Source organism: Streptococcus sp. A23 (genome assembly GCF_043674155.1).
Lineage (GTDB): Bacteria > Bacillota > Bacilli > Lactobacillales > Streptococcaceae > Streptococcus > Streptococcus suis_V.
In genome coordinates this window covers 42,879-61,637 of sequence record NZ_JBIMJP010000013.1, presented here as the reverse complement: position 1 = coordinate 61,637, position 18,759 = coordinate 42,879, and the positions used below count along the sequence as shown (strand labels likewise).

At 44.2% G+C, this 18,759-nt stretch carries 17 protein-coding genes, 1 tRNA gene and 1 other RNA gene; 13 read left to right on the top strand and 6 right to left on the bottom strand.

The features are described 5' to 3' along the window. Positions 1-49: 49 nt before the first annotated feature. Complete coding sequence (aguB, locus tag ACHBIE_RS08165; protein WP_394733128.1) at positions 50-925, top strand: N-carbamoylputrescine amidase; 876 nt, start codon at positions 50-52, stop codon at positions 923-925. A 111-nt stretch (positions 926-1,036) separates the two neighbouring features. Beyond that, on the top strand, positions 1,037-1,642 hold the full coding sequence (locus ACHBIE_RS08160) for a hypothetical protein (protein ID WP_394733127.1): 606 nt from the start codon (positions 1,037-1,039) through the stop codon (positions 1,640-1,642). A 47-nt stretch (positions 1,643-1,689) separates the two neighbouring features. On the opposite strand, the gene ACHBIE_RS08155 is transcribed toward ACHBIE_RS08160, so the two are convergent. Next, a complete protein-coding gene (locus ACHBIE_RS08155; protein WP_394733126.1) occupies positions 1,690-2,283 on the bottom strand; it encodes a TVP38/TMEM64 family protein in 594 nt (197 codons plus the stop codon). Positions 2,284-2,388: 105 nt separating this feature from the next. Between ACHBIE_RS08155 and ssrA the strand changes: the two genes are divergently transcribed. After that, positions 2,389-2,738, top strand: a transfer-messenger RNA (tmRNA) gene (ssrA, locus tag ACHBIE_RS08150). Positions 2,739-2,740: 2 nt separating this feature from the next. After that, a tRNA-Ser gene (locus tag ACHBIE_RS08145) sits at positions 2,741-2,828 on the top strand. A 96-nt stretch (positions 2,829-2,924) separates the two neighbouring features. Here the strand turns inward: ACHBIE_RS08145 and ACHBIE_RS08140 are convergent. From ACHBIE_RS08140 to ACHBIE_RS08130, 3 genes are read right to left on the bottom strand one after another with little or no spacing between them, the layout of a single operon-like run. Further along, a complete protein-coding gene (locus tag ACHBIE_RS08140) occupies positions 2,925-3,692 on the bottom strand; it encodes an ABC transporter permease (RefSeq protein WP_394733125.1) in 768 nt (255 codons plus the stop codon). 17 nt (positions 3,693-3,709) lie between these two features. Beyond that, entirely contained in the window at positions 3,710-4,417 is a 708-nt protein-coding gene (locus ACHBIE_RS08135) for an ABC transporter ATP-binding protein (protein WP_394733124.1), read from the bottom strand. Beyond that, a complete protein-coding gene (locus ACHBIE_RS08130; RefSeq protein WP_105122307.1) occupies positions 4,410-4,784 on the bottom strand; it encodes a GntR family transcriptional regulator in 375 nt (124 codons plus the stop codon). The genes ACHBIE_RS08135 and ACHBIE_RS08130 overlap by 8 nt, the downstream gene beginning before the upstream one ends. A 149-nt stretch (positions 4,785-4,933) precedes the next feature. On the opposite strand from ACHBIE_RS08130, the gene ACHBIE_RS08125 reads away from it, so the two are divergent. From ACHBIE_RS08125 to pyk, 3 genes are all read left to right on the top strand, one after another. Next, a complete protein-coding gene (locus tag ACHBIE_RS08125; protein ID WP_394733123.1) occupies positions 4,934-8,044 on the top strand; it encodes a DNA polymerase III subunit alpha in 3,111 nt (1,036 codons plus the stop codon). Between the two features lie 79 nt (positions 8,045-8,123). Next, positions 8,124-9,134, top strand: coding sequence for a 6-phosphofructokinase (gene pfkA, locus ACHBIE_RS08120; RefSeq protein ID WP_394733122.1), 1,011 nt, complete (start codon positions 8,124-8,126; stop codon positions 9,132-9,134). Between the two features lie 64 nt (positions 9,135-9,198). Next, positions 9,199-10,704, top strand: a complete 1,506-nt coding sequence (gene pyk, locus ACHBIE_RS08115; RefSeq protein WP_105111854.1) for a pyruvate kinase — start codon at positions 9,199-9,201, stop codon at positions 10,702-10,704. A gap of 87 nt (positions 10,705-10,791) precedes the next feature. Here pyk and ACHBIE_RS08110 read toward each other — a convergent pair whose 3' ends face one another. Then, the gene (locus ACHBIE_RS08110) at positions 10,792-11,898 is read right to left on the bottom strand and encodes an NAD(P)/FAD-dependent oxidoreductase (protein WP_394731364.1); all 1,107 of its coding nucleotides are present in this window, start codon (positions 11,896-11,898) and stop codon (positions 10,792-10,794) included. Between the two features lie 84 nt (positions 11,899-11,982). Here ACHBIE_RS08110 and ACHBIE_RS08105 point away from each other — a divergent pair, with 84 nt between their 5' ends. The 6 genes from ACHBIE_RS08105 (at position 11,983) to ACHBIE_RS08080 (ending at position 17,477) form a co-directional block, all read left to right on the top strand. Beyond that, positions 11,983-12,600 (top strand): GDSL-type esterase/lipase family protein, encoded by a 618-nt coding sequence (locus ACHBIE_RS08105; protein WP_394733121.1) that lies wholly within the window; start codon positions 11,983-11,985, stop codon positions 12,598-12,600. 52 nt (positions 12,601-12,652) lie between these two features. Then, a complete protein-coding gene (lepB, locus tag ACHBIE_RS08100) occupies positions 12,653-13,195 on the top strand; it encodes a signal peptidase I (protein WP_170242993.1) in 543 nt (180 codons plus the stop codon). A 187-nt stretch (positions 13,196-13,382) separates the two neighbouring features. Continuing rightward, positions 13,383-15,194 carry a glutamine--fructose-6-phosphate transaminase (isomerizing) gene (gene glmS / locus ACHBIE_RS08095; RefSeq protein ID WP_105111850.1) on the top strand — a complete coding sequence of 604 codons (1,812 nt, stop codon included), beginning with the start codon at positions 13,383-13,385 and terminating at the stop codon, positions 15,192-15,194. 148 nt (positions 15,195-15,342) lie between these two features. Then, on the top strand, positions 15,343-15,984 hold the full coding sequence (locus ACHBIE_RS08090; RefSeq protein WP_105111849.1) for an amino acid ABC transporter permease: 642 nt from the start codon (positions 15,343-15,345) through the stop codon (positions 15,982-15,984). Between the two features lie 9 nt (positions 15,985-15,993). Continuing rightward, on the top strand, positions 15,994-16,626 hold the full coding sequence (locus ACHBIE_RS08085) for an amino acid ABC transporter ATP-binding protein (RefSeq protein WP_105111848.1): 633 nt from the start codon (positions 15,994-15,996) through the stop codon (positions 16,624-16,626). 14 nt (positions 16,627-16,640) lie between these two features. Then, a complete protein-coding gene (locus ACHBIE_RS08080) occupies positions 16,641-17,477 on the top strand; it encodes an amino acid ABC transporter substrate-binding protein (protein WP_394733136.1) in 837 nt (278 codons plus the stop codon). 45 nt (positions 17,478-17,522) lie between these two features. On the opposite strand, the gene ACHBIE_RS08075 is transcribed toward ACHBIE_RS08080, so the two are convergent. Then, on the bottom strand, positions 17,523-18,716 hold the full coding sequence (locus ACHBIE_RS08075; RefSeq protein WP_105122301.1) for a cation diffusion facilitator family transporter: 1,194 nt from the start codon (positions 18,714-18,716) through the stop codon (positions 17,523-17,525). Positions 18,717-18,759 lie beyond the last annotated feature (43 nt).

Sequence of the window (18,759 nt, the reverse complement as noted above, 5' to 3'; positions counted from 1 at the left end):
TCAGGAACATTCTATCTCCCATAAAGAATTTATGAAAAGGATAAATAATATGAGAAATGTTACTGTTGCAGCTGTTCAGATGCAGTGTAGTCAGGATCTTGAGGGAAATCTGGCGACCGCAGAGCGTTTGGTCAGACAGGCTGCTAATCAGGGAGCGCAGATTATCCTCCTACCCGAACTTTTTGAGCGTCCTTATTTTTGTCAAGAACGCCAGTATGATTACTATAACTATGCCAAGTCTGTAGAAGAAAATGATGCTGTTCAGCACTTTATTCCTATTGCAAAGGAATTGCAGGTGGTTTTGCCCGTTTCTTTTTATGAAAAGGATGGCAATAGCCTGTATAACTCGATTGCAGTTATTGATGCGGATGGGACAGTTTTGGGAGTTTACCGCAAGACCCATATTCCTGACGATCATTATTACCAGGAGAAGTTTTACTTCACACCTGGAAATACTGGATTTAAAGTCTGGGAAACTCGTTATGCCAAGTTTGGTATCGGAATATGCTGGGATCAATGGTTTCCAGAAACGGCTCGCTGTCTAGCTCTGAATGGAGCAGAATTACTCTTTTACCCAACAGCTATTGGTTCGGAGCCGATTTTGGATACTGATAGCCAAGGTCATTGGCAGCGGACTATGCAGGGTCATGCTGCAGCCAATATCACACCTGTCATTGCGGCCAATCGAATTGGCTTGGAAAAAGTACGGCCTTCTGTAGAAAATGGCGGCCAATCTTCTAGCCTGCGTTTTTATGGTTCGTCCTTTATGACTGATGAAACAGGTGAATTGATTGAACAAGCGGGACGAGAGGAAGAAGTTGTCTTGCTTGCTACTTATGATTTGGACAAGGGAGCGCGTGAGCGCTTGGACTGGGGACTTTTCAGAGATCGTAGACCGCACATGTACAGGTCTATTTGTCAATAGTGTTCAACCTATTCTCCAAGTTCTGTGAGTACGGATCGGCAGTTTTCGTCAGCGGTCAGTCAAACTTGGACAGAAGCTAGTGACACAGGCGTGACAGACTTTACGCGCGGATTGACTGCTACACAAGAAGAATTTAGTTTTAATTGGACACTGAAAGACTATGATAGTTTGGTAACTGGGATGAAAGAGGATGCCACTGGGGATAGTTTGTCGGATATCATTGAGAAATATGGAAAACCTTCATCAGCTAGATTCGGCGAATATTCAGAAGAATACTTATTTTTAACTTACGCTGCTATGGAGTATGGGATCAATGAAGACCAGCGAAACCTTAAATTGGTCTTTTATAAAAATGGTTCAGACTACTATTTAATGAATAAGGAAGTCTTTTATTTACCAGATGATCAGTTCCCGACCAAGGAAGCAGATCCAAATACGAATTTGTGGACCAAAGAAGTGTTTCAGCAAGTCATCGTGGGAGATAGCAATACAGGACAAGGCGGGATGAGCTATGAAGAGGTGATTGCTTTGGGAGGTCTTCCATATGAAGCTACTCTGTTTGCTTATGGAGGAGGAATTTTCGAAGAAAGGAAAGAACTTCAAATATTTTACAAAAATGGATCTGGTTCAAAGCAAACATTCGTAGATTTTCGCTTTGTTCGACAAAAAGATGGAATTTACAGAGTATATGCAAAAAATGGAACCTTTTATAACTAAGGTCGTCACTAAAAAATCCTCATCTAAACGGATAGATGAGGATATTTTTATTGTAAGAATTGTTGTAACCACTGGCTACCATAAATCCAAAAATAACTATAGGCAACGATGGAAACCGGACGGCAGAGAAGTGTGATAGTGATAAATTTTCGGTAACTCATACTGGTTAAGCCTGAAATCATGACAACAATATCAGCAGGTGAAATGGGTGAGAGCATACATAATATGAAGAAAATTTCATAACCACGTTTGTTATCAATTTTGCTTTCGTATTTGTAAAAAGTTTCTTCACTCATAAACAATAAGCAGAATTTTTTTCCATACCGACGAGCCAACCAGAAGAGAATAATACTTCCGATGGAGATGCCGACATAGTTTAGGAAAAAGCCCCACCAAAAATTAAATACTAGAAATCCGACAACAGTAGTAACACCACCGGGAATGATAGGGAAAACAACCTGAATGATTTGTAGCAATAAAAAGGACAGACTACCCAGTGCCCCTTGACTCTTGATGAAGTGACTGAGGATATTTTGGTCATTTAGAATCCCGATTTTATAGAGCCAAAAGAGGAAAACAGCCGTTCCAATCAAGGTTAGAACGCTTAGGACCTGGATGGCTTTTTGAGAGAATTTGTACATGATATTACTTTACCATATTTCTAGAAAATTTGAAAATGAAATTAAGCGATTGCAGTCTTGCAATTTTTACTAAAATCTGTTATACTAACCAAGTATCAAACCTACGGGGTTGTTACGGATTCGACAGGCATTATGAGGCTTGTTCTGCAACTCATCGGCAGATGTAAAAATGCCAGTTAAATATAACTGCAAAAAATACAAACACTTACGCATTAGCAGCTTAATAACCTGCCTGCGTGACCAGTCGCGAATTGCTTGTGTTTGCTGATTGGTCTTAAAATAGCAAGCTACGTTGATTTATTGCCTAGCTAAATCAAAAGAGTTTCATAGGCTCGTCAGCTGAAGAGTTGAGTTATGTCTCGTCAGTCTGATTAAAGCAAATGCATAACCTATGGTTGTAGACGAATAAGTTAGCAGGTGTTTGGACGTGGGTTCGACTCCCACCAGCTCCATATATGGAAGATTACTCAAGAGGCTCAAGAGGCCGTGTTGGAAACGCGGTAGGCGTGTAACAGCGTGCGTGGGTTCGAATCCCATGTCTTCCGTATAGAATGAAGGAACAGCATTGACTGTTCTTTTTCTTTTGCAAAATAAGGCTCTCTACTAGCTACAAAAGTAACTGGCAGAGAGCGTTTTTCTTTTTATTGTAGGTTCAATTTCTTGGTCATGATGTAATGGGTACCAAAGTAGTAGGCGAAGGCCAATATAATGTTGATTAGGACCATTACTGGGTTTGGATAGAGTGATAAGGGTGAACCGAACATTCCTTCCAGATTATTTAAATACAGCAGATTCGTCAAAATGCCGACCACGACTGTGATACCGATATAGGTGATAATCGCGAACAGGAGACGGTGGTCCTTGAAGAGTTGACCGACAGAAACTGAAAAATAGATAAGCAGAATCCAAGTAATGGCACCGATAAAACTGTCAATTAAGTAGCTAGCTAGTGATGCCACATTTATCTGTTCCAGAACAACTTGTAGATCTGGAAGAACCTCGCCGGTGTTTATCAGGAGGACTGTCATGACGATACCAATGGAAAGAACGGCTGTAACACCAGACAAGAGATACCAAACTAGAGAGGCAAAGAGCTTGCTGAGGATGATTTGGTGCTCAGTGACAGGTAGGGTCATGGTCAAATAGCCCTCTCTACCATAGACATTTTTCCGGAAACGATTGATAATCATAAGGAAGGTTGAGAGGAAGAGGGCTGCTACTAGGATACCGAAAATCATGAAGGCGGATCCCACGAAAATCCCTTCAGCTATTTCAGGCTGATCAGAACGGCTGGATATGGCTTGTACCCAAAAAGCAAGCACAGTGGCTAAAGCTAGGGTTCCGGCATAGATGCCGAAGTACCACTTGCCCACAGATTGGAATTCGTATTTTACCAATTTCTTAAACATAATTATCTCCTATTTGACTAAGCTTTGAAATCCTGACGGAAGAGTTGATCGATAGACTCACCCGTTTCAATCCGCAAATCGTCGACATTTCCTTGACGAATAACACTTCCATAATGAAGAAAGATGACCTCATCCAAAATTTGCTCTACATCTGAAATCAAGTGGGTAGAGATGATGACAGAAGAAGTAGGTGAATAGTTGTTGACAATGGTTGTGAGGATGTAGTCGCGGGCTGCAGGGTCTACACCACCGATTGGCTCATCCAAGACATAGAGCTGGGCCTGGCGGCTCATGACCAAAATCAACTGCACCTTTTCCTTGTTTCCTTTTGACAGGTGTTTCATACGGGCGTTGAGGTCAATTCCTAGGTCCTGCAAGAGATGGATGGCCCGTTCCTTGTCAAAATCTGCGTAAAAATCCGTGAAGAATGTGAGGGCATCTGAAACCTTCATATGTTCGTTCAGATAGGTCGTATCTGGCAGATAGGACACGATAGCCTTGGTCTCTGGTGAAGGAGTGCGGCCGTTGATAAGGATTTGACCGTACTCAGGTTGCAATAGTCCATTGATGAGTTTGATTAACGTCGTCTTACCAGAACCATTTGGTCCTAAGAGACCGATGATTTTTCCAGCGCCTAATTTCAGGTTGACATTGTTGAGGGCAACAGCTCCGCCATAAGATTTTGAAACTTGTTGCAGTTCGACTAAAGTATATGGGTTATTCATAGCTAATTCCTTTCAAATAATCATCCAATCGTTCGGTCAATTCGTCCTGGCTAAAACCGAGGTCCAGCATATTGTTGACAAAGTTTTCCAATTCCTTTTGCGCCAGGTGGAGGCGGGTCTGAGTAATCAGTTCCTGGTTGTCTGTCACATAGCGGCCTGTTGTGCGGACGGAGTAGACAAAACCTTCTGCCTCCAAGTCGGACAGGGCCCGCTGGACCGTGTTTGGGTTGACACCGGCAATTTCAGCCAGGTCCCGCACGGTTGGCAACTTATCTCCAGGTTTTAATTGATTGGTTACAATTTGTAATTTAATTGTATTGGTGATTTGGATATAGATGGGCATATTGTTATCAAATTTCCAAGCCATAAGAGAATCCTTTCTGGGAGACAGACTCCCTGTGTTCTTGTTCTGATTACATAATACAATAATGTTTTTAAGAATGCAAGCGAAAAGAGACGATATTTTGAAAAAAATTAGAAGGAATTTTTGATATAATATAGAAAAAGGAGGTAGCCATGCTAGCACAATTAGATACCAAAACCGTCTATACCTTTATGGATAGCATGGTCACCATTGACCGCTATGTCCAGCAGGCCAAAGAGCTGGGCTATCGGACCATTGGGATGATGGATAGGGATAATCTCTATGCAGCCTACAGTTTTATGGAAAGCTGTCAATTAGTTGGTCTACAGCCTGTCATTGGTTGTGAGTGCGACTGGGATTTGGCTGGCTATGAGCATCCAATTGCCACGAAATTAGTAGCCCTGTCTACGACTGGCTATCGCAATCTCCTTAAGATATCAACGGCCAAGATGCTGGGACAGGATGATTTTGAGAGCATTCGTCAGTATCTGCAAGATGTGGCCCTTATCCTGCCTTATTTTCCAGGAATTGACCAGTTAGACCTGGGGATGGATTTTTATATTGGCGTGGGCCTGGAAACACCTGTCCAAGAGTTTACACAACCTATCTTGCCTCTCTATCCCGTTCGTTTGTTTGACCGAGAGCAGGCTCAGGCCCTCCAGGTGCTGAGGGCAATTCGGGATAATGTCCAGCTCAACCAAGTCCCTGACTTGGAGCCAGGCCAGGTCCTTTTATCGGCAGATAGTCTGAAAGACTTGTTTAGCAGCCGCTTTCCACAGGCAGTGGTCAATCTGGAAAAACTGGTTCAAGGTATTTCCTATGATTTGGACAAAAGTCTCAAATTACCACGTTTCAACAGACAACGGTCGGCAGTAGAAGAACTCCGCGAGAAGGCTGAGGCAGGCTTGCGAGAAAAAGGCTTATTTGAGTCGGGTTATCAAGAGCGATTGGATAGGGAATTGGCTGTCATTCACAAGATGGGCTTTGATGACTATTTCCTTATCGTCTGGGACCTCTTGCGCTTTGGACGTAGCCAGGGCTACTATATGGGAATGGGACGGGGGTCTGCAGTAGGGAGCTTGGTGGCCTATGCTCTCAATATCACAGGCATTGACCCGGTCGAGCACAATCTGCTCTTCGAACGGTTCCTAAATGAAGAACGCTATTCCATGCCGGATATTGATATCGATATTCCGGATATTCATCGACCAGACTTTATCCACTATGTTCGTGACCGTTATGGCTCGACCCATGCTGCCCAAATTGTAACCTATTCGACCTTTGGGGCCAAGCAGGCTATAAGGGATGTTTTCAAACGCTTTGGCACGCCCGAATACGAGTTGACCAACATTACCCGCAAGATTTCTTTTAAAGACAGTCTTGCATCAGCCTATCAGCGCAATGCTTCATTCCGCCAGCTCATCAACAGTAAAATAGAGTACCAGAAGGCTTTTGCTATTGCCCAGCAGATTGAAGGGCAGCCTCGCCAGACCTCTATCCACGCAGCCGGTGTCGTTATGAGTGATGAAGAGCTGACGGATACTATTCCCCTAAAAATGGGTGAGGACATGCTGATTACCCAGTATGACGCCCATGCTGTCGAGGCCAATGGTCTGTTGAAAATGGACTTCTTGGGCCTGCGTAACCTGACCTTTGTCCAAAAAATGGCTCAAGCTGTGGCTGATAAATATGGGAAAACTATTGATATTGCCGGTATTGACCTGGAAGATTCGCCTACCTTGGCGCTCTTTGCTGCTGGCAAAACCAAGGGAATCTTCCAGTTTGAACAACCGGGAGCTATCAATCTCCTCCAGAGGGTCAAGCCCAACCGATTTGAAGATGTGGTAGCGACAACCAGTCTCAACCGACCAGGTGCCAGCGACTATATCGATAATTTTGTCAAACGCAAGCAAGGTCAGGAAGAGATTGATTTGCTGGATTCGTCCATTGCAAACATTCTCCGACCAACCTATGGCATTATGCTCTACCAGGAGCAGGTCATGCAGATAGCCCAGGTTTATGCTGGGTTTACTCTGGGGAAAGCCGATTTGCTCCGCAGGGCCATGTCCAAGAAAAAGGCAGAGGAGATGCAGGCCATGGAGGCGGCTTTTCTGGCAGGAGCGCTAGCCAATGGACATGAGGAAACCAAGGCCAAGAAGATTTTTGCCATGATGGCCAAGTTTGCAGGTTATGGATTTAACCGCAGTCATGCCTACGCCTATTCGGCCCTGGCCTTCCAAATGGCCTATTTCAAGACCCATTATCCGGACATCTTCTTTGATGTCATGCTGAATTTCTCTAGCAGTACCTATATCACGGATGCCCTGCAATTTGACTTTCAGGTGGCTAGGTTGTCGATGAACACCATTCCCTACTATGACAAGTTCGACAAGTCCAAGATTTATCTAGGCTTGAAAAATATCAAGGGTCTGCCCAAGGATTTCTCCCTCTGGTTGATTGAAAACCGTCCCTACAAGTCGGTCGAAGATTTTATCTTGAAACTGCCTGCCCAGTATAAAAAGAAGGATTTGCTGACTCCGCTCATTCACATCGGTTTATTTGATGAATTTGAGTCCAATCGCAAGAAGATAGTAGAAAATCTGGACAATCTCTTTGTCTTTGCAGATGCCTTTGGTAGCTTTTTTGCGGAGGAGACCTATAGCTGGCTCCAGTCGGACGACTTTAATGATAGTGAAAAATACCAGCTGGAACAGGCCGTGCTAGGTATCGGTATCAGTCCTCATCCTCTGATTAAGCTCCGACAGGAGACCCAGCGTTCTGTGACCGATTTAGGCGATTTGGTGGCTGGAAATCGGGTGACCATCCTGATACAAGTTCAGTCTATCCGCCGGATTCGGACCAAGAATTCGGGTCAGCCCATGGCCTTTCTACAAGTGACCGATATGAAAGATAAATCGGAAGTCACGGTCTTTCCGGAACTCTACCAACAGACAGGGCAGTTCTTGAAGGAAGGGGATATCCTCTACGTAACTGGCAAGATCCAGGAAAGGGAGGGACAGTTACAACTGGTGGCTGACAAGTTAGAAATAGTCAGTCTGGAAAAGTTGTGGATTTTACTGGAAAACCGGGAGCATGACCATGCAGTTGCTCGAATTTTAGCCAAATATAAGGGATCAATTCCTGTCGTTCTGCATTACCAAGACAGCAATCAGACCATTCAGGTAGACCAGTTTCAAGTGATGAAAACGCCTCAATTAGAGCAAGAGTTGGCTGAATTTGCTATGAAAACGGTTTTTCGTTGAAAAAGCGTAAAAAGACGAGCAAGATCTAGTCAAGTGTGTTATAATAAGGCAGTTAAATTGAAAATTGAAGGAGCATATAATGAAGCGTATTGGTGTTTTGACCAGTGGTGGTGACGCACCTGGTATGAATGCTGCCATTCGTGCAGTTGTTCGCCAAGCAATCTCAGAAGGAATGGAAGTATACGGTATCAATGATGGCTATGCTGGAATGGTTGCCGGAGATATCCATGAATTGTCTGCACGCTCAGTAGGAGATATCATTTCTCGTGGTGGTACCTTCCTCGGTTCAGCTCGTTATCCTGAATTTGCCCAATTGGAAGGTCAATTAAAAGGGATTGAACAGCTGAAAAAACATGGTATTGAAGGCGTTGTTGTTATCGGTGGTGACGGTTCTTACCACGGTGCGATGCGCCTGACAGAGCATGGTTTCCCAGCAATTGGTTTGCCAGGAACAATCGATAATGATATCGTAGGAACAGACTTTACCATCGGTTTTGATACAGCTGTGACTACAGCTATGGATGCCATTGATAAGATTCGTGACACATCTTCTAGTCACCGTCGTACCTTTGTGGTCGAAGTAATGGGTCGCCATGCAGGTGACATTGCCCTTTGGTCAGGTATCGCATCAGGTGCGGACGTTATCGTTGTGCCGGAAGAAGAGTTTGACATCAAGGATATTGTTGCTCGCATCAAGGCAGGTTATGACAATGGTAAGAAACATAGCATTATTGTCTTGGCAGAAGGTGTTATGCCAGCAGCTCAATTTGCTGAAGAATTGAAGGCAGCAGGTGACACAAGTGACCTTCGTGTGACGGAACTTGGTCACATCCAACGTGGTGGTTCACCAACAGCTCGTGACCGCGTTCTTGCGTCACGTATGGGTGCTCACGCTGTTAAATTGCTCAAAGAAGGCCGTGGTGGACTTGCTGTCGGTATCCGCAATGAGCAAATGGTGGAAAACCCAATCCTTGGTACTGCCGAAGAAGGTGCCTTGTTTAGCCTCACTGCTGAAGGTAAGATTGTCGTTAACAATCCGCACAAAGCAGACCTTGACATGGCTGAGTTGAACCGTAACTTGTCTATCTAATAGATAGTCTAGAAAATTAGTTATTAAGGTCATAAGACCAGAAATAAGAAGGAGTTTAGTTAAGATGAACAAACGTGTTAAAATCGTTGCAACCCTTGGTCCTGCGGTAGAATTCCGCGGTGGTAAGAAATTCGGTGAGTCAGGTTACTGGGGTGAGCAGTTGGATGTTGAAGCATCAGCTGAAAAAATTGCTCAATTGATTACTGAAGGTGCTAACGTTTTCCGTTTCAACTTCTCACATGGTGACCATGCTGAGCAAGGTGCACGTATGGCAACTGTACGTCGCGCAGAAGAAATCGCTGGCAAAAAAGTAGGTTTCTTGCTTGATACAAAAGGTCCTGAAATCCGTACTGAATTGTTCGAATCAGGCGAAGGTGAGTACGCTTATAAGACTGGTGACCAATTGCGTGTTGCTACAAAACAAGGTATCAAGTCAACTCAAGAAGTGATTGCCTTGAACGTTGCTGGTGGCCTAGACATCTTCGACGACGTTGAAGTTGGTAAGCAAATTCTTGTTGACGATGGTAAACTAGGTTTGACTGTTATTGCCAAAGATGAAGAAAAACGTGAATTTATCGTTGGTGTTGAGAACGATGGCGTTATTGCTAAGCAAAAAGGTGTAAACATTCCTTACACTAAGATTCCTTTCCCAGCGCTTGCTGAGCGTGACGATGCGGATATCCGTTTCGGTCTTGAACAAGGTCTTAACTTCATCGCTATCTCATTCGTTCGTACTGCACAAGACGTTGAGTCAGTTCGTGCTATCTTGAAAGAGACCGGTAACGAACACGTACAACTCTTCTCTAAAATCGAAAACCAACAAGGTATCGACAATATTGATGAAATCATCGAAGCTTCAGATGGTATCATGATTGCGCGTGGTGACATGGGTATCGAAGTACCATTTGAAATGGTTCCAGTTTACCAAAAAATGATCATCAAGAAAGTCAATGCAGCTGGTAAAGCAGTTATCACAGCTACAAACATGTTGGAAACAATGACTGACAAGCCACGTGCAACTCGTTCAGAAATCTCTGACGTCTTCAACGCTGTTATCGATGGTACAGATGCTACTATGCTTTCAGGTGAGTCAGCTAACGGTAAATACCCAGTTGAATCAGTTCGCACTATGGCAACTGTTAACAAAAACGCACAAACTCTTCTTAACGAGTACGGTCGTTTGAACTCTGACACTTTCAACCGTTCATCTAAAACTGAGGTTGTGGCATCTGCGGTTAAAGATGCTTGCCACTCAATGGATATCAAGTTGGTCGTAACAGTTTCAGAAACTGGTTACACTGCGCGTGCTATCTCTAAATACCGTCCAGATGCAGACATCTTGGCAATTACTTTCACTGAGAAAGTTCAGAAATCATTGATGCTTAACTGGGGTGTCATCCCAGTTGTGACAGACCGTCCAAATTCAACAGACGATATGTTCGACTTGGCTGAGCGTATTGCTAAGGAAGAAGGACTTGTTGTTGCAGGTGATAACATTGTAATCGTTGCTGGTGTACCAGTAGGTGTAGCAGGTTCTACAAACACAATGCGTGTGCGCACCGTACAATAATAATTAAATTGAGAAGTCTATTGCGAAAGCGATAGACTTTTTGCATGAGACAAATCAAAAATCCTACCATTTGGCAGGATTGTCGTATTATCTTTTAATATAATTGGCAGGCTCATAAGGACTTCTGTCAAAATTCGTATCCTTGCCCAGAATTTCTTTGGCAATTTGCCAGCCGATAAAGGGTCCATTAGTCAGGCCAGAAGAGCCCAGACCACTGGCCACCCAGATATTGTCCATTTCAGGAACAGTCCCGTAAAATGGTGCGTAGTTGGAGGTATAGGCCCTGGTACCAATACGAGTGCGAACCACAGGGTAGTTGGCCAAATCAGGCATAAATTCCGCAGATTTTTCATGCATCGTTTGGATTTTTTCAGGGTCAAGGGTCAAATCATAGCCCATGTTATCCTCATGGGTGGCCCCGACAATGATTTTTCCATTCTCAAACGGCAGGATGTCAATTTGACCATAGGGCATGCAGACTGGCCAGCCGCTGGTATCAAAATCTGTATCCAATTCCAGAAGCTGACCTTTTTGTGGACGGACATCTACCTGATAGCCGAGAGGTTCCAGCATATCTGGCAACCAGGAACCGGTAGCTAGGATAATGTGGTCGGCAGTTAGTTCTCGCCCATCCAGCTGAACAGTTCCTTCATCTATCAGTCTAGCCTGTCCCTGCAATAGAGCTCCGCCATTTTCCAAAAACTTTTCCTGTAACAAGTCAATCAGTTTTCCACCGTCGATACGGCCGCCGCCTTCCAGGTGGATACCGTAGAAATCAGGCTTGAGTGGTGGTAGATAGTTGCTGACTTCTTGTCCTTCAAGAGTAGTGATGTCTCCAATGGTAGGGGTGTCTAGCCTGCGGTCTTCTGCGATTTTCTTGATTTTGTCCAGGAGTTCGGGCTTGCTTTTAAGGCCAATGGTTCCAGTTTGCTTGAAGGGGATGTCCTTGGCTCCTGCACTTTCTAAATCAGCTACCAACTGGCGGTAGAAGACAGCACCTTTCGAGGTCAGGCGGTACCAGTCCTTGTTTTTCTTCTGGGCCATCCAGGGGCAGATAATGCCAGCAGCAGCACGGGTAGCTGTACCAACACCGTGGTCAATCAGTGTCAGGTCAATATTGCTATCTTGAGAAAGGTAGAAGGCAGCGGTTGAACCAACAATGCCTCCACCAATAATGATGATATGTTTCTTCATAATGTTCATTATATCACAAATTCAGGAGTTTATTTATTTTTTCCCCCATGTTACAATAGAATCTAGAAATCAAGGAGAGAGATTGTGTCTGATATTATGTATCCAGAGGTTCTGACGCTTGGGAGCGGAGCCGTCAAAGTAGCAACAGTGGGAGACAGTCTGACCTATGGTTATGGGCTGGACAATCGTGAAAAGGATGCTTATCCGTCTATTTTGGCTGAAAAATTGGGTCACAACTACCAGGTGTCCAACTTCGGTCTTAGCGGCCGTTCCCTCCAATCGACAGCAGATTTTCCCTATTTCAAGGAAGAAAATGCCCAACTATCCTTGGAGAGCGAGGCTGATATCGTCATCATCATGATTGGTAGCAATGATAGCCGGGGACCTTACTGGAACAAGGAAGGCTTTCAGCAAGAGTATAAGGAAATGGCAGAGCGTTATATGAATTTGCCCAGCCAGCCAGACGTCTACCTGGTTATCCCGCCTTTCGTGCCAACCAGCCGCTTCGGCCTCAATAACCAGATTATCGAGGAAGAGTTGCAGGCTATCATTCCTCAAATCGGTCAGGAGCTGGGCCTGCCTGTCATCAATCTCTATCCCATAACCAAGGGGAAATTGGAGTACTATAGCGACGGCCTTCATCTCAGTCCGCTGGGCAATCAGGTCATTGCCCAGGAAATTTATCGTCACCTCCAAGGGTAAATGTCAAGTATTTTCATGAAAATATGCTATACTAATAGAGATTGGAGAGATTATGGTAAAGAGAGACCTTTTTCGCCAACTCTTATTGTTGGTATTGCTGATTTTAGGAATTATTGGGCTGAGGGTATGGTTGTTTGAACCAGTGCGTATTACTTCAACCATGGCCAATGACTACATTAAGCGAAATGATGTCATTATCGCCCTAAAGAATACGGAACTCAAGCATGGGGAATTTGTCCTATACGAACACGAGGGCAAGGAATATGTTAGCAGGATTATCGCCCTCGAAGAGGAGACAGCGACCTATCTAGATAATGTTCTCTACCGCAACCAAAAGATTGTGCGTGAGGATTATTTGGAGCTTATCCCGGAGCAGGAGTATTATACGGAAGACTTGACGATTGAAACACTAACAGGCGGGGAGTTTCAGGTTATTCCCAAAGGTAAGATTCTGGTCTTAAATGATAATCGAATGGACCGGAATGATAGCCGCAGCTTTGGTTTGATTGATCAGAGTGACATTATAGGGCGCTTGAGCTTTAGAATCAGCCCCTTGTCTGAATTTGGCTTTATTGAAACAGGACTAACCCAATAGAGGTTGGTTCTTTTATTTTCAAAAATTTTCATCGAAAATTAAAAGTTGACTATACCAATTTAATGATTGACAAGTTTATAAGTCTGTTATATACTGTTTTTACTGGTCTTTGTAGTAGAAAATCTGACTAGACCAATTTATTGAAAATGAATGAAAGTCGGTGTAGCAAACACCGAGGTGATAGGATATGTGTGGAATTGTTGGTGTTGTTGGAAATACAAACGCAACAGATATTTTGATTCAAGGTTTGGAAAAATTGGAATACCGTGGTTATGATTCAGCTGGTATTTTTGTGACCGGTGGTTCAGAAGACCACCTGGTTAAGGCTGTGGGTCGTATTGCAGAACTTTCCGCTAAGGTAGGGGATAAGACAGATGGCACAGCTGGTATCGGCCATACACGCTGGGCTACCCATGGCAAGCCAACTGAAAACAATGCCCACCCTCATACATCCCAAACAGCTGGCCATATTCTGGTCCACAATGGTGTGATTGAGAACTATGCTGAAATCAAGGCAGACTACCTGGCAGGCCATGATTTTAAAGGGCAAACGGATACTGAAATTGCTGTTCATTTGATTGGACAATTTGCCTCAGAAGGCTTGTCAACTTTGGAGGCTTTCAAAAAGGCACTTCATATCATCCAAGGTTCGTATGCCTTTGCTTTGATTGATGTGACAGATGCGGATACGATTTATGTTGCTAAGAATAAATCACCACTCTTGATTGGTCTGGGTGATGGCTACAACATGGTCTGCTCCGATGCCATGGCTATGATTCGTGAAACCAGTGAATATATGGAAATTCACGACAAAGAATTGGTTATCGTGAAAAAAGACAGTGTTCAAGTTATGGACTACGACGGCAATGCTATCGAACGTGGAAGCTATACTGCTGAGCTTGATCTATCTGATATCGGTAAGGGAACATATCCTTACTACATGCTCAAGGAAATTGATGAGCAACCAGCTGTCATGCGTAAATTGATTGGCGCATACACAAATACTGATGAACAAGTAACAGTTGATGCGGAGATTGTCAAGGCAGTACAAGATGCTGACCGTATCTATATCCTAGCAGCTGGTACTTCCTACCACGCAGGATTTGCCGCAAAAGACTTCATGGAGAAGTTGACGGATACACCAGTTGAGCTGGGGATTTCTTCTGAATGGGGTTATAATATGCCGCTCTTGAGCCAAAAGCCCCTCTTTATCTTCATCAGCCAGTCTGGTGAGACAGCGGATAGCCGTCAGGTTTTGGTTAAGGCCAATGAAATGGGCATTCCAAGTTTGACGGTGACAAACGTTCCAGGCTCTACCCTGTCTCGTGAGGCCAACTACACCATGTTGCTCCATGCTGGTCCAGAAATCTCTGTTGCTTCGACCAAGGCCTATACTGCTCAGATTGCAACTCTAGCTTTCTTGGCCAAGGCTGTTGGGGATGCCAATGGAAATACCTATGCCAAGGAATTTGATTTGGTACACGAATTGTCCATTGTTGCCCAGTCTATCGAGGCTACTTTATCAGAAAAAGATATTATTGCTGAGAAAGTGGAGAAACTACTTGGTACAACTCGAAATGCCTTCTATATCGGACGTGGCAGCGACTATTACGTTTCTATGGAAGCGGCTCTCAAGCTCAAGGAAATTTCCTATATCCAGTGTGAGGGTTTTGCTGCTGGAGAGCTCAAGCATGGTACCATTTCCCTGATTGAAGACGGTGTGCCGGTTTTGGCCTTGATTTCAAATAATCCTCATCTGGCCAGCCACACCCGTGGAAATATCCAGGAAGTGGTGGCGCGTGGTGCCCATGTCATGACCATCGTTGATGAGGCCATTGCCAAGGAAGAAGATGACTTCACAGTGACTAGTGTTCACCCATTCTTGTCTACCATTGCCATGGTTGTCCCAACCCAGTTGATTGCCTACTATGCGACGCTCCAACGTGGTCTGGATGTGGACAAACCGCGTAACCTGGCGAAATCAGTAACAGTTGAATAAGCTTGCAAATCCACCTGTAAATTTGGTGGATTTTTGCATGAATATTCGATTTTTATGTGAAATTTATGAAAAATTCTGACAAATTTCTTTCAAATCGCCCAATTTTCTGCTATACTAGATAAGATAATAACTCTTTTGGGAGATGTTTATGGATTATATTTTGGAAGTCTTGCCCCCCTTGGTGGATGGTGCTTTAGTCTCCTTACAAGTATTTGTTTTAGTATTAGTCTTGTCCTTGCCTTTGGGAGCTGTCTTTGCCTTCCTCATGCAAATCAAATTCAAGCCCTTGCAGTGGCTCTTGCATTTTTATGTACTTATTATGCGAGGGACTCCCTTGCTCCTGCAATTGATTTTTGTCTACTACGTCTTGCCGAGTGTGGGGATTACATTTGACAGGATGCCAGCGGTGATTACTGCCTTTACCTTCAACTATGCGGCTTATTTCTCTGAGATTTTCCGTGGAGGAATTGAGGCTATCCCAGCTGGTCAGTATGAGGCGGCTAAGGTCTTGAAATTTACACCTCTTCAGACTATTCGCTACATCGTCTTGCCCCAGGTTGTCAAGATTGTCCTACCAAGTGTCTTCAATGAAGTCATGACCCTGGTCAAGGATACCTCTCTGGTCTACGCCCTGGGAGTCAGTGACTTGCTCTTGGCCAGTCGAACTGCTGCCAACCGTGATGCTAGTCTAGCACCTATGTTTATTGCAGGGGCCATTTACCTGCTCATGATTGGAGCGGTTACGCTGGTTTCTAAACAGGTTGAAAAGAAATTTGATTACTACAAATAGGAGGAAGTCATGTTAGAATTACGCAATCTATCCAAACGATTTGGCAACAAGCAGATTTTCTCCAACTATGATTTGGTCATCCCGGAGGGGAAAATTGTCGCCATTGTTGGTCAATCCGGTGGCGGTAAGACTACGCTTCTCCGTATGCTGGCAGGTTTGGAGACCATTGATGAAGGTACTCTGATTTACAATGGTCAAGAACTGCCAGTCGAGGAATTGGAGAAACGACATTTGCTGGGCTTTGTTTTCCAAGATTTCCAGCTTTTCCCCCACCTTTCAGTATTGGAAAACTTGGTCCTCTCCCCTATTAAGACACAAAATATGTCGGCTATAGAAGCGGAAGACAAGGCCCGTAAACTTCTGGAAACACTAGGCCTGGCCAACCACGCAGCAGCCTATCCTTATTCTCTATCAGGAGGGCAGAAGCAGCGTGTGGCCCTGGCTCGCGCCATGATGATTGATCCTGAGATTATTGGCTACGATGAGCCGACTTCGGCATTGGATCCTGAGCTACGAAAAGAAGTTGAAAAGCTGATTTTGGAAAACCGTGCGACAGGAATCACGCAGATTGTGGTAACCCACGATATGCAGTTTGCTGAAAATATCGCAGATGAAATTATCAAGATTGAACCGAAACATTAAAGAGGTAAGACATGATGAAAATGAAAAACATAATTCTTGGAACAACAGCTCTTGTGACAAGTTTGGCCCTTGCAGCCTGTGGCTCAGGCAGTTCTACTACAGAGTCAGACAATTGGTCTACTTATGAAAAAGACAAGTCAGTGACCATTGGTTTTGATAAGACCTTTGTCCCGATGGGATTTGAAGAAAAAGACGGTCAATACACTGGTTTTGATATCGAATTAGCAACAGCTGTTTTTGAAAAATACGGTATTACGATTGATTGGCAACCGATTGACTGGGACTTGAAAGAGACAGAGCTCAATAACGGCAATATTGATATGATTTGGAATGGCTATTCCATTACAGATGAACGCAAGGAAAAAGTTCTTTTCTCTGATGAATACATGGACAACCAGCAAGTTTTGGTGACCAAGAAATCATCTTCTATTGCTGATCCAGCTGGCATGAAGGACAAGGTTCTCGGTGCTCAAGCAGGTTCTGCAGGTTATTATGCATTTACATCTCAGCCTGAAATTCTTAAGGACCTGGTAAAAGACGGTGATGCTAGTCAGTATGCGACCTTCAACGAGGCCCTTATCGACTTGAAAAATGACCGTATCGACGGGCTCTTGATTGACCGTGTGTATGCCAATTACTATCTGCAAAAAGAAGGTATCATTGATGACTACAATATCATTGATGCTGGCTATGCTAACGAGGCCTTCGGTGTTGGTGTTCGTAAGTCAGACAAGACCTTGGTAGACAATATCAACAAAGCTTTTACAGAGCTTTATAAAGAAGGTAAGTTCCAGGAAATCTCTGAAAAATGGTTCGGAGAAGATGTGGCAACTGATGCTGTGAAAAACTAAGCAAATAAAAATTCTCAACCGTCATTTGGCTGAGAATTTTTTTCTTTACAGTTTTTTAGAAATCTGATGGAAGACGACTGTCCATTCTTCGTGGCGGCGCCAGAGAGAGGTGTGGACATAGTCACCGATTTCAAAGGTGACCAGTTTGGATTTTTGACTGACAGATGTCATCCGATAGTTGGATAAGTAGGTGGAATGGACCTGGTGCTGTTCCAGCATACCATCCTTGTCATGATAACGTCCTTTGGCATCAATCAGGAGATAGGCTGGGTCAATCAAGTCCTCATAGCCTGGTGCATGGGTCTGAATTTCAGTTTCATAACGGAAGAGTTTGTCGTAAACATGCTCGTAGATTTCATCGTGGGGGATTTCAGAGGGTTCGACATGGATGTCTACATCGAAGACCCCATGTTTGAGGATCAGGAGCTGCTCGACCTGCTCGGTGATTTCATGGCTTTCGTAAACAGAAAGGTCAGGATTCATTTCCAAGACAATATCCAGATAAATATTGGCTCCGTAGGTTCGGCCTCGTTGGGACTTGACGGAGACTATCTTGGGGAGCTTGAGGATATCCTCTTCGTACTTGTGGAGCAATTCTTCATCAAAACCGTCAGATAGGCTGAAGAAACTTTGCATGAAGATGTCGTAGGCCGTTTTCAGGATAAAGAAGGTGATGACGATGGCTGCAACCTTGTCGACAATACTGAGGTTGAAGGCGGCAGCAAAGACAGCAACGGAAGTTCCAATTGACGTAACTGTATCGGATAAATTGTCCTTGGCAGCTGCTTCAAGTCCTTTGGAATGGACTTTTTTAGCCAGTCTGCTGTTATAGATATAGACCCCAATCATGACCAGGGCTGAGAAAATACCCACCAGGGCACCCAGCATATCGACTTGAACCACTTCCTTGCTCAGGAGTTTTTCAATGGTTGAATAGAGGACCTGAAAACCAACCATAAACATGATGAAAGAGGTAATCAGGCTAGCAAGGTCTTCCATTTTCCAATGGCCAAACTTATGGTCTCTATCAGCCGGTTTTTGGGCCATTTTCAAGCCAATCAGCACGGCCACATTTCCGATGATATCAGAGAGGTTGTTGAAGGCGTCGGCTCGAAGTGCATCGGAATGAAAGAGCTCGCCAGCAGCTAGTTTGAGCCCGGATAGGAGGATGTAGGCTGAAATGGAAATCTGTGCGCCACGTTCGGCTAGTTTGAGATTGCTTGTCGGTTGATTGTTCATCTGGTCTCCTTTTTAAGCTAATATTGTACCAAAAAAACCACCT

Bases quoted from the DNA above. Each gene is read 5' to 3' on its own strand.
- ACHBIE_RS08085 (WP_105111848.1), top strand. From the start codon at position 15,994: ATGTTAGAATTACGCAATCTATCCAAACGATTTGGCAACAAGCAGATT.
- aguB (WP_394733128.1), top strand. From the start codon at position 50: ATGAGAAATGTTACTGTTGCAGCTGTTCAGATGCAGTGTAGTCAGGAT.
- pfkA (WP_394733122.1), top strand. From the start codon at position 8,124: ATGAAGCGTATTGGTGTTTTGACCAGTGGTGGTGACGCACCTGGTATG.
- ACHBIE_RS08130 (WP_105122307.1), bottom strand. From the start codon at position 4,784: ATGGCTTGGAAATTTGATAACAATATGCCCATCTATATCCAAATCACC.
- ACHBIE_RS08075 (WP_105122301.1), bottom strand. From the start codon at position 18,716: ATGAACAATCAACCGACAAGCAATCTCAAACTAGCCGAACGTGGCGCA.
- glmS (WP_105111850.1), top strand. From the start codon at position 13,383: ATGTGTGGAATTGTTGGTGTTGTTGGAAATACAAACGCAACAGATATT.
- ACHBIE_RS08080 (WP_394733136.1), top strand. From the start codon at position 16,641: ATGAAAATGAAAAACATAATTCTTGGAACAACAGCTCTTGTGACAAGT.
- ACHBIE_RS08155 (WP_394733126.1), bottom strand. From the start codon at position 2,283: ATGTACAAATTCTCTCAAAAAGCCATCCAGGTCCTAAGCGTTCTAACC.
- ACHBIE_RS08090 (WP_105111849.1), top strand. From the start codon at position 15,343: ATGGATTATATTTTGGAAGTCTTGCCCCCCTTGGTGGATGGTGCTTTA.
- pyk (WP_105111854.1), top strand. From the start codon at position 9,199: ATGAACAAACGTGTTAAAATCGTTGCAACCCTTGGTCCTGCGGTAGAA.
- lepB (WP_170242993.1), top strand. From the start codon at position 12,653: ATGGTAAAGAGAGACCTTTTTCGCCAACTCTTATTGTTGGTATTGCTG.
- ACHBIE_RS08110 (WP_394731364.1), bottom strand. From the start codon at position 11,898: ATGAAGAAACATATCATCATTATTGGTGGAGGCATTGTTGGTTCAACC.
- ACHBIE_RS08135 (WP_394733124.1), bottom strand. From the start codon at position 4,417: ATGAATAACCCATATACTTTAGTCGAACTGCAACAAGTTTCAAAATCT.
- ACHBIE_RS08125 (WP_394733123.1), top strand. From the start codon at position 4,934: ATGCTAGCACAATTAGATACCAAAACCGTCTATACCTTTATGGATAGC.
- ACHBIE_RS08140 (WP_394733125.1), bottom strand. From the start codon at position 3,692: ATGTTTAAGAAATTGGTAAAATACGAATTCCAATCTGTGGGCAAGTGG.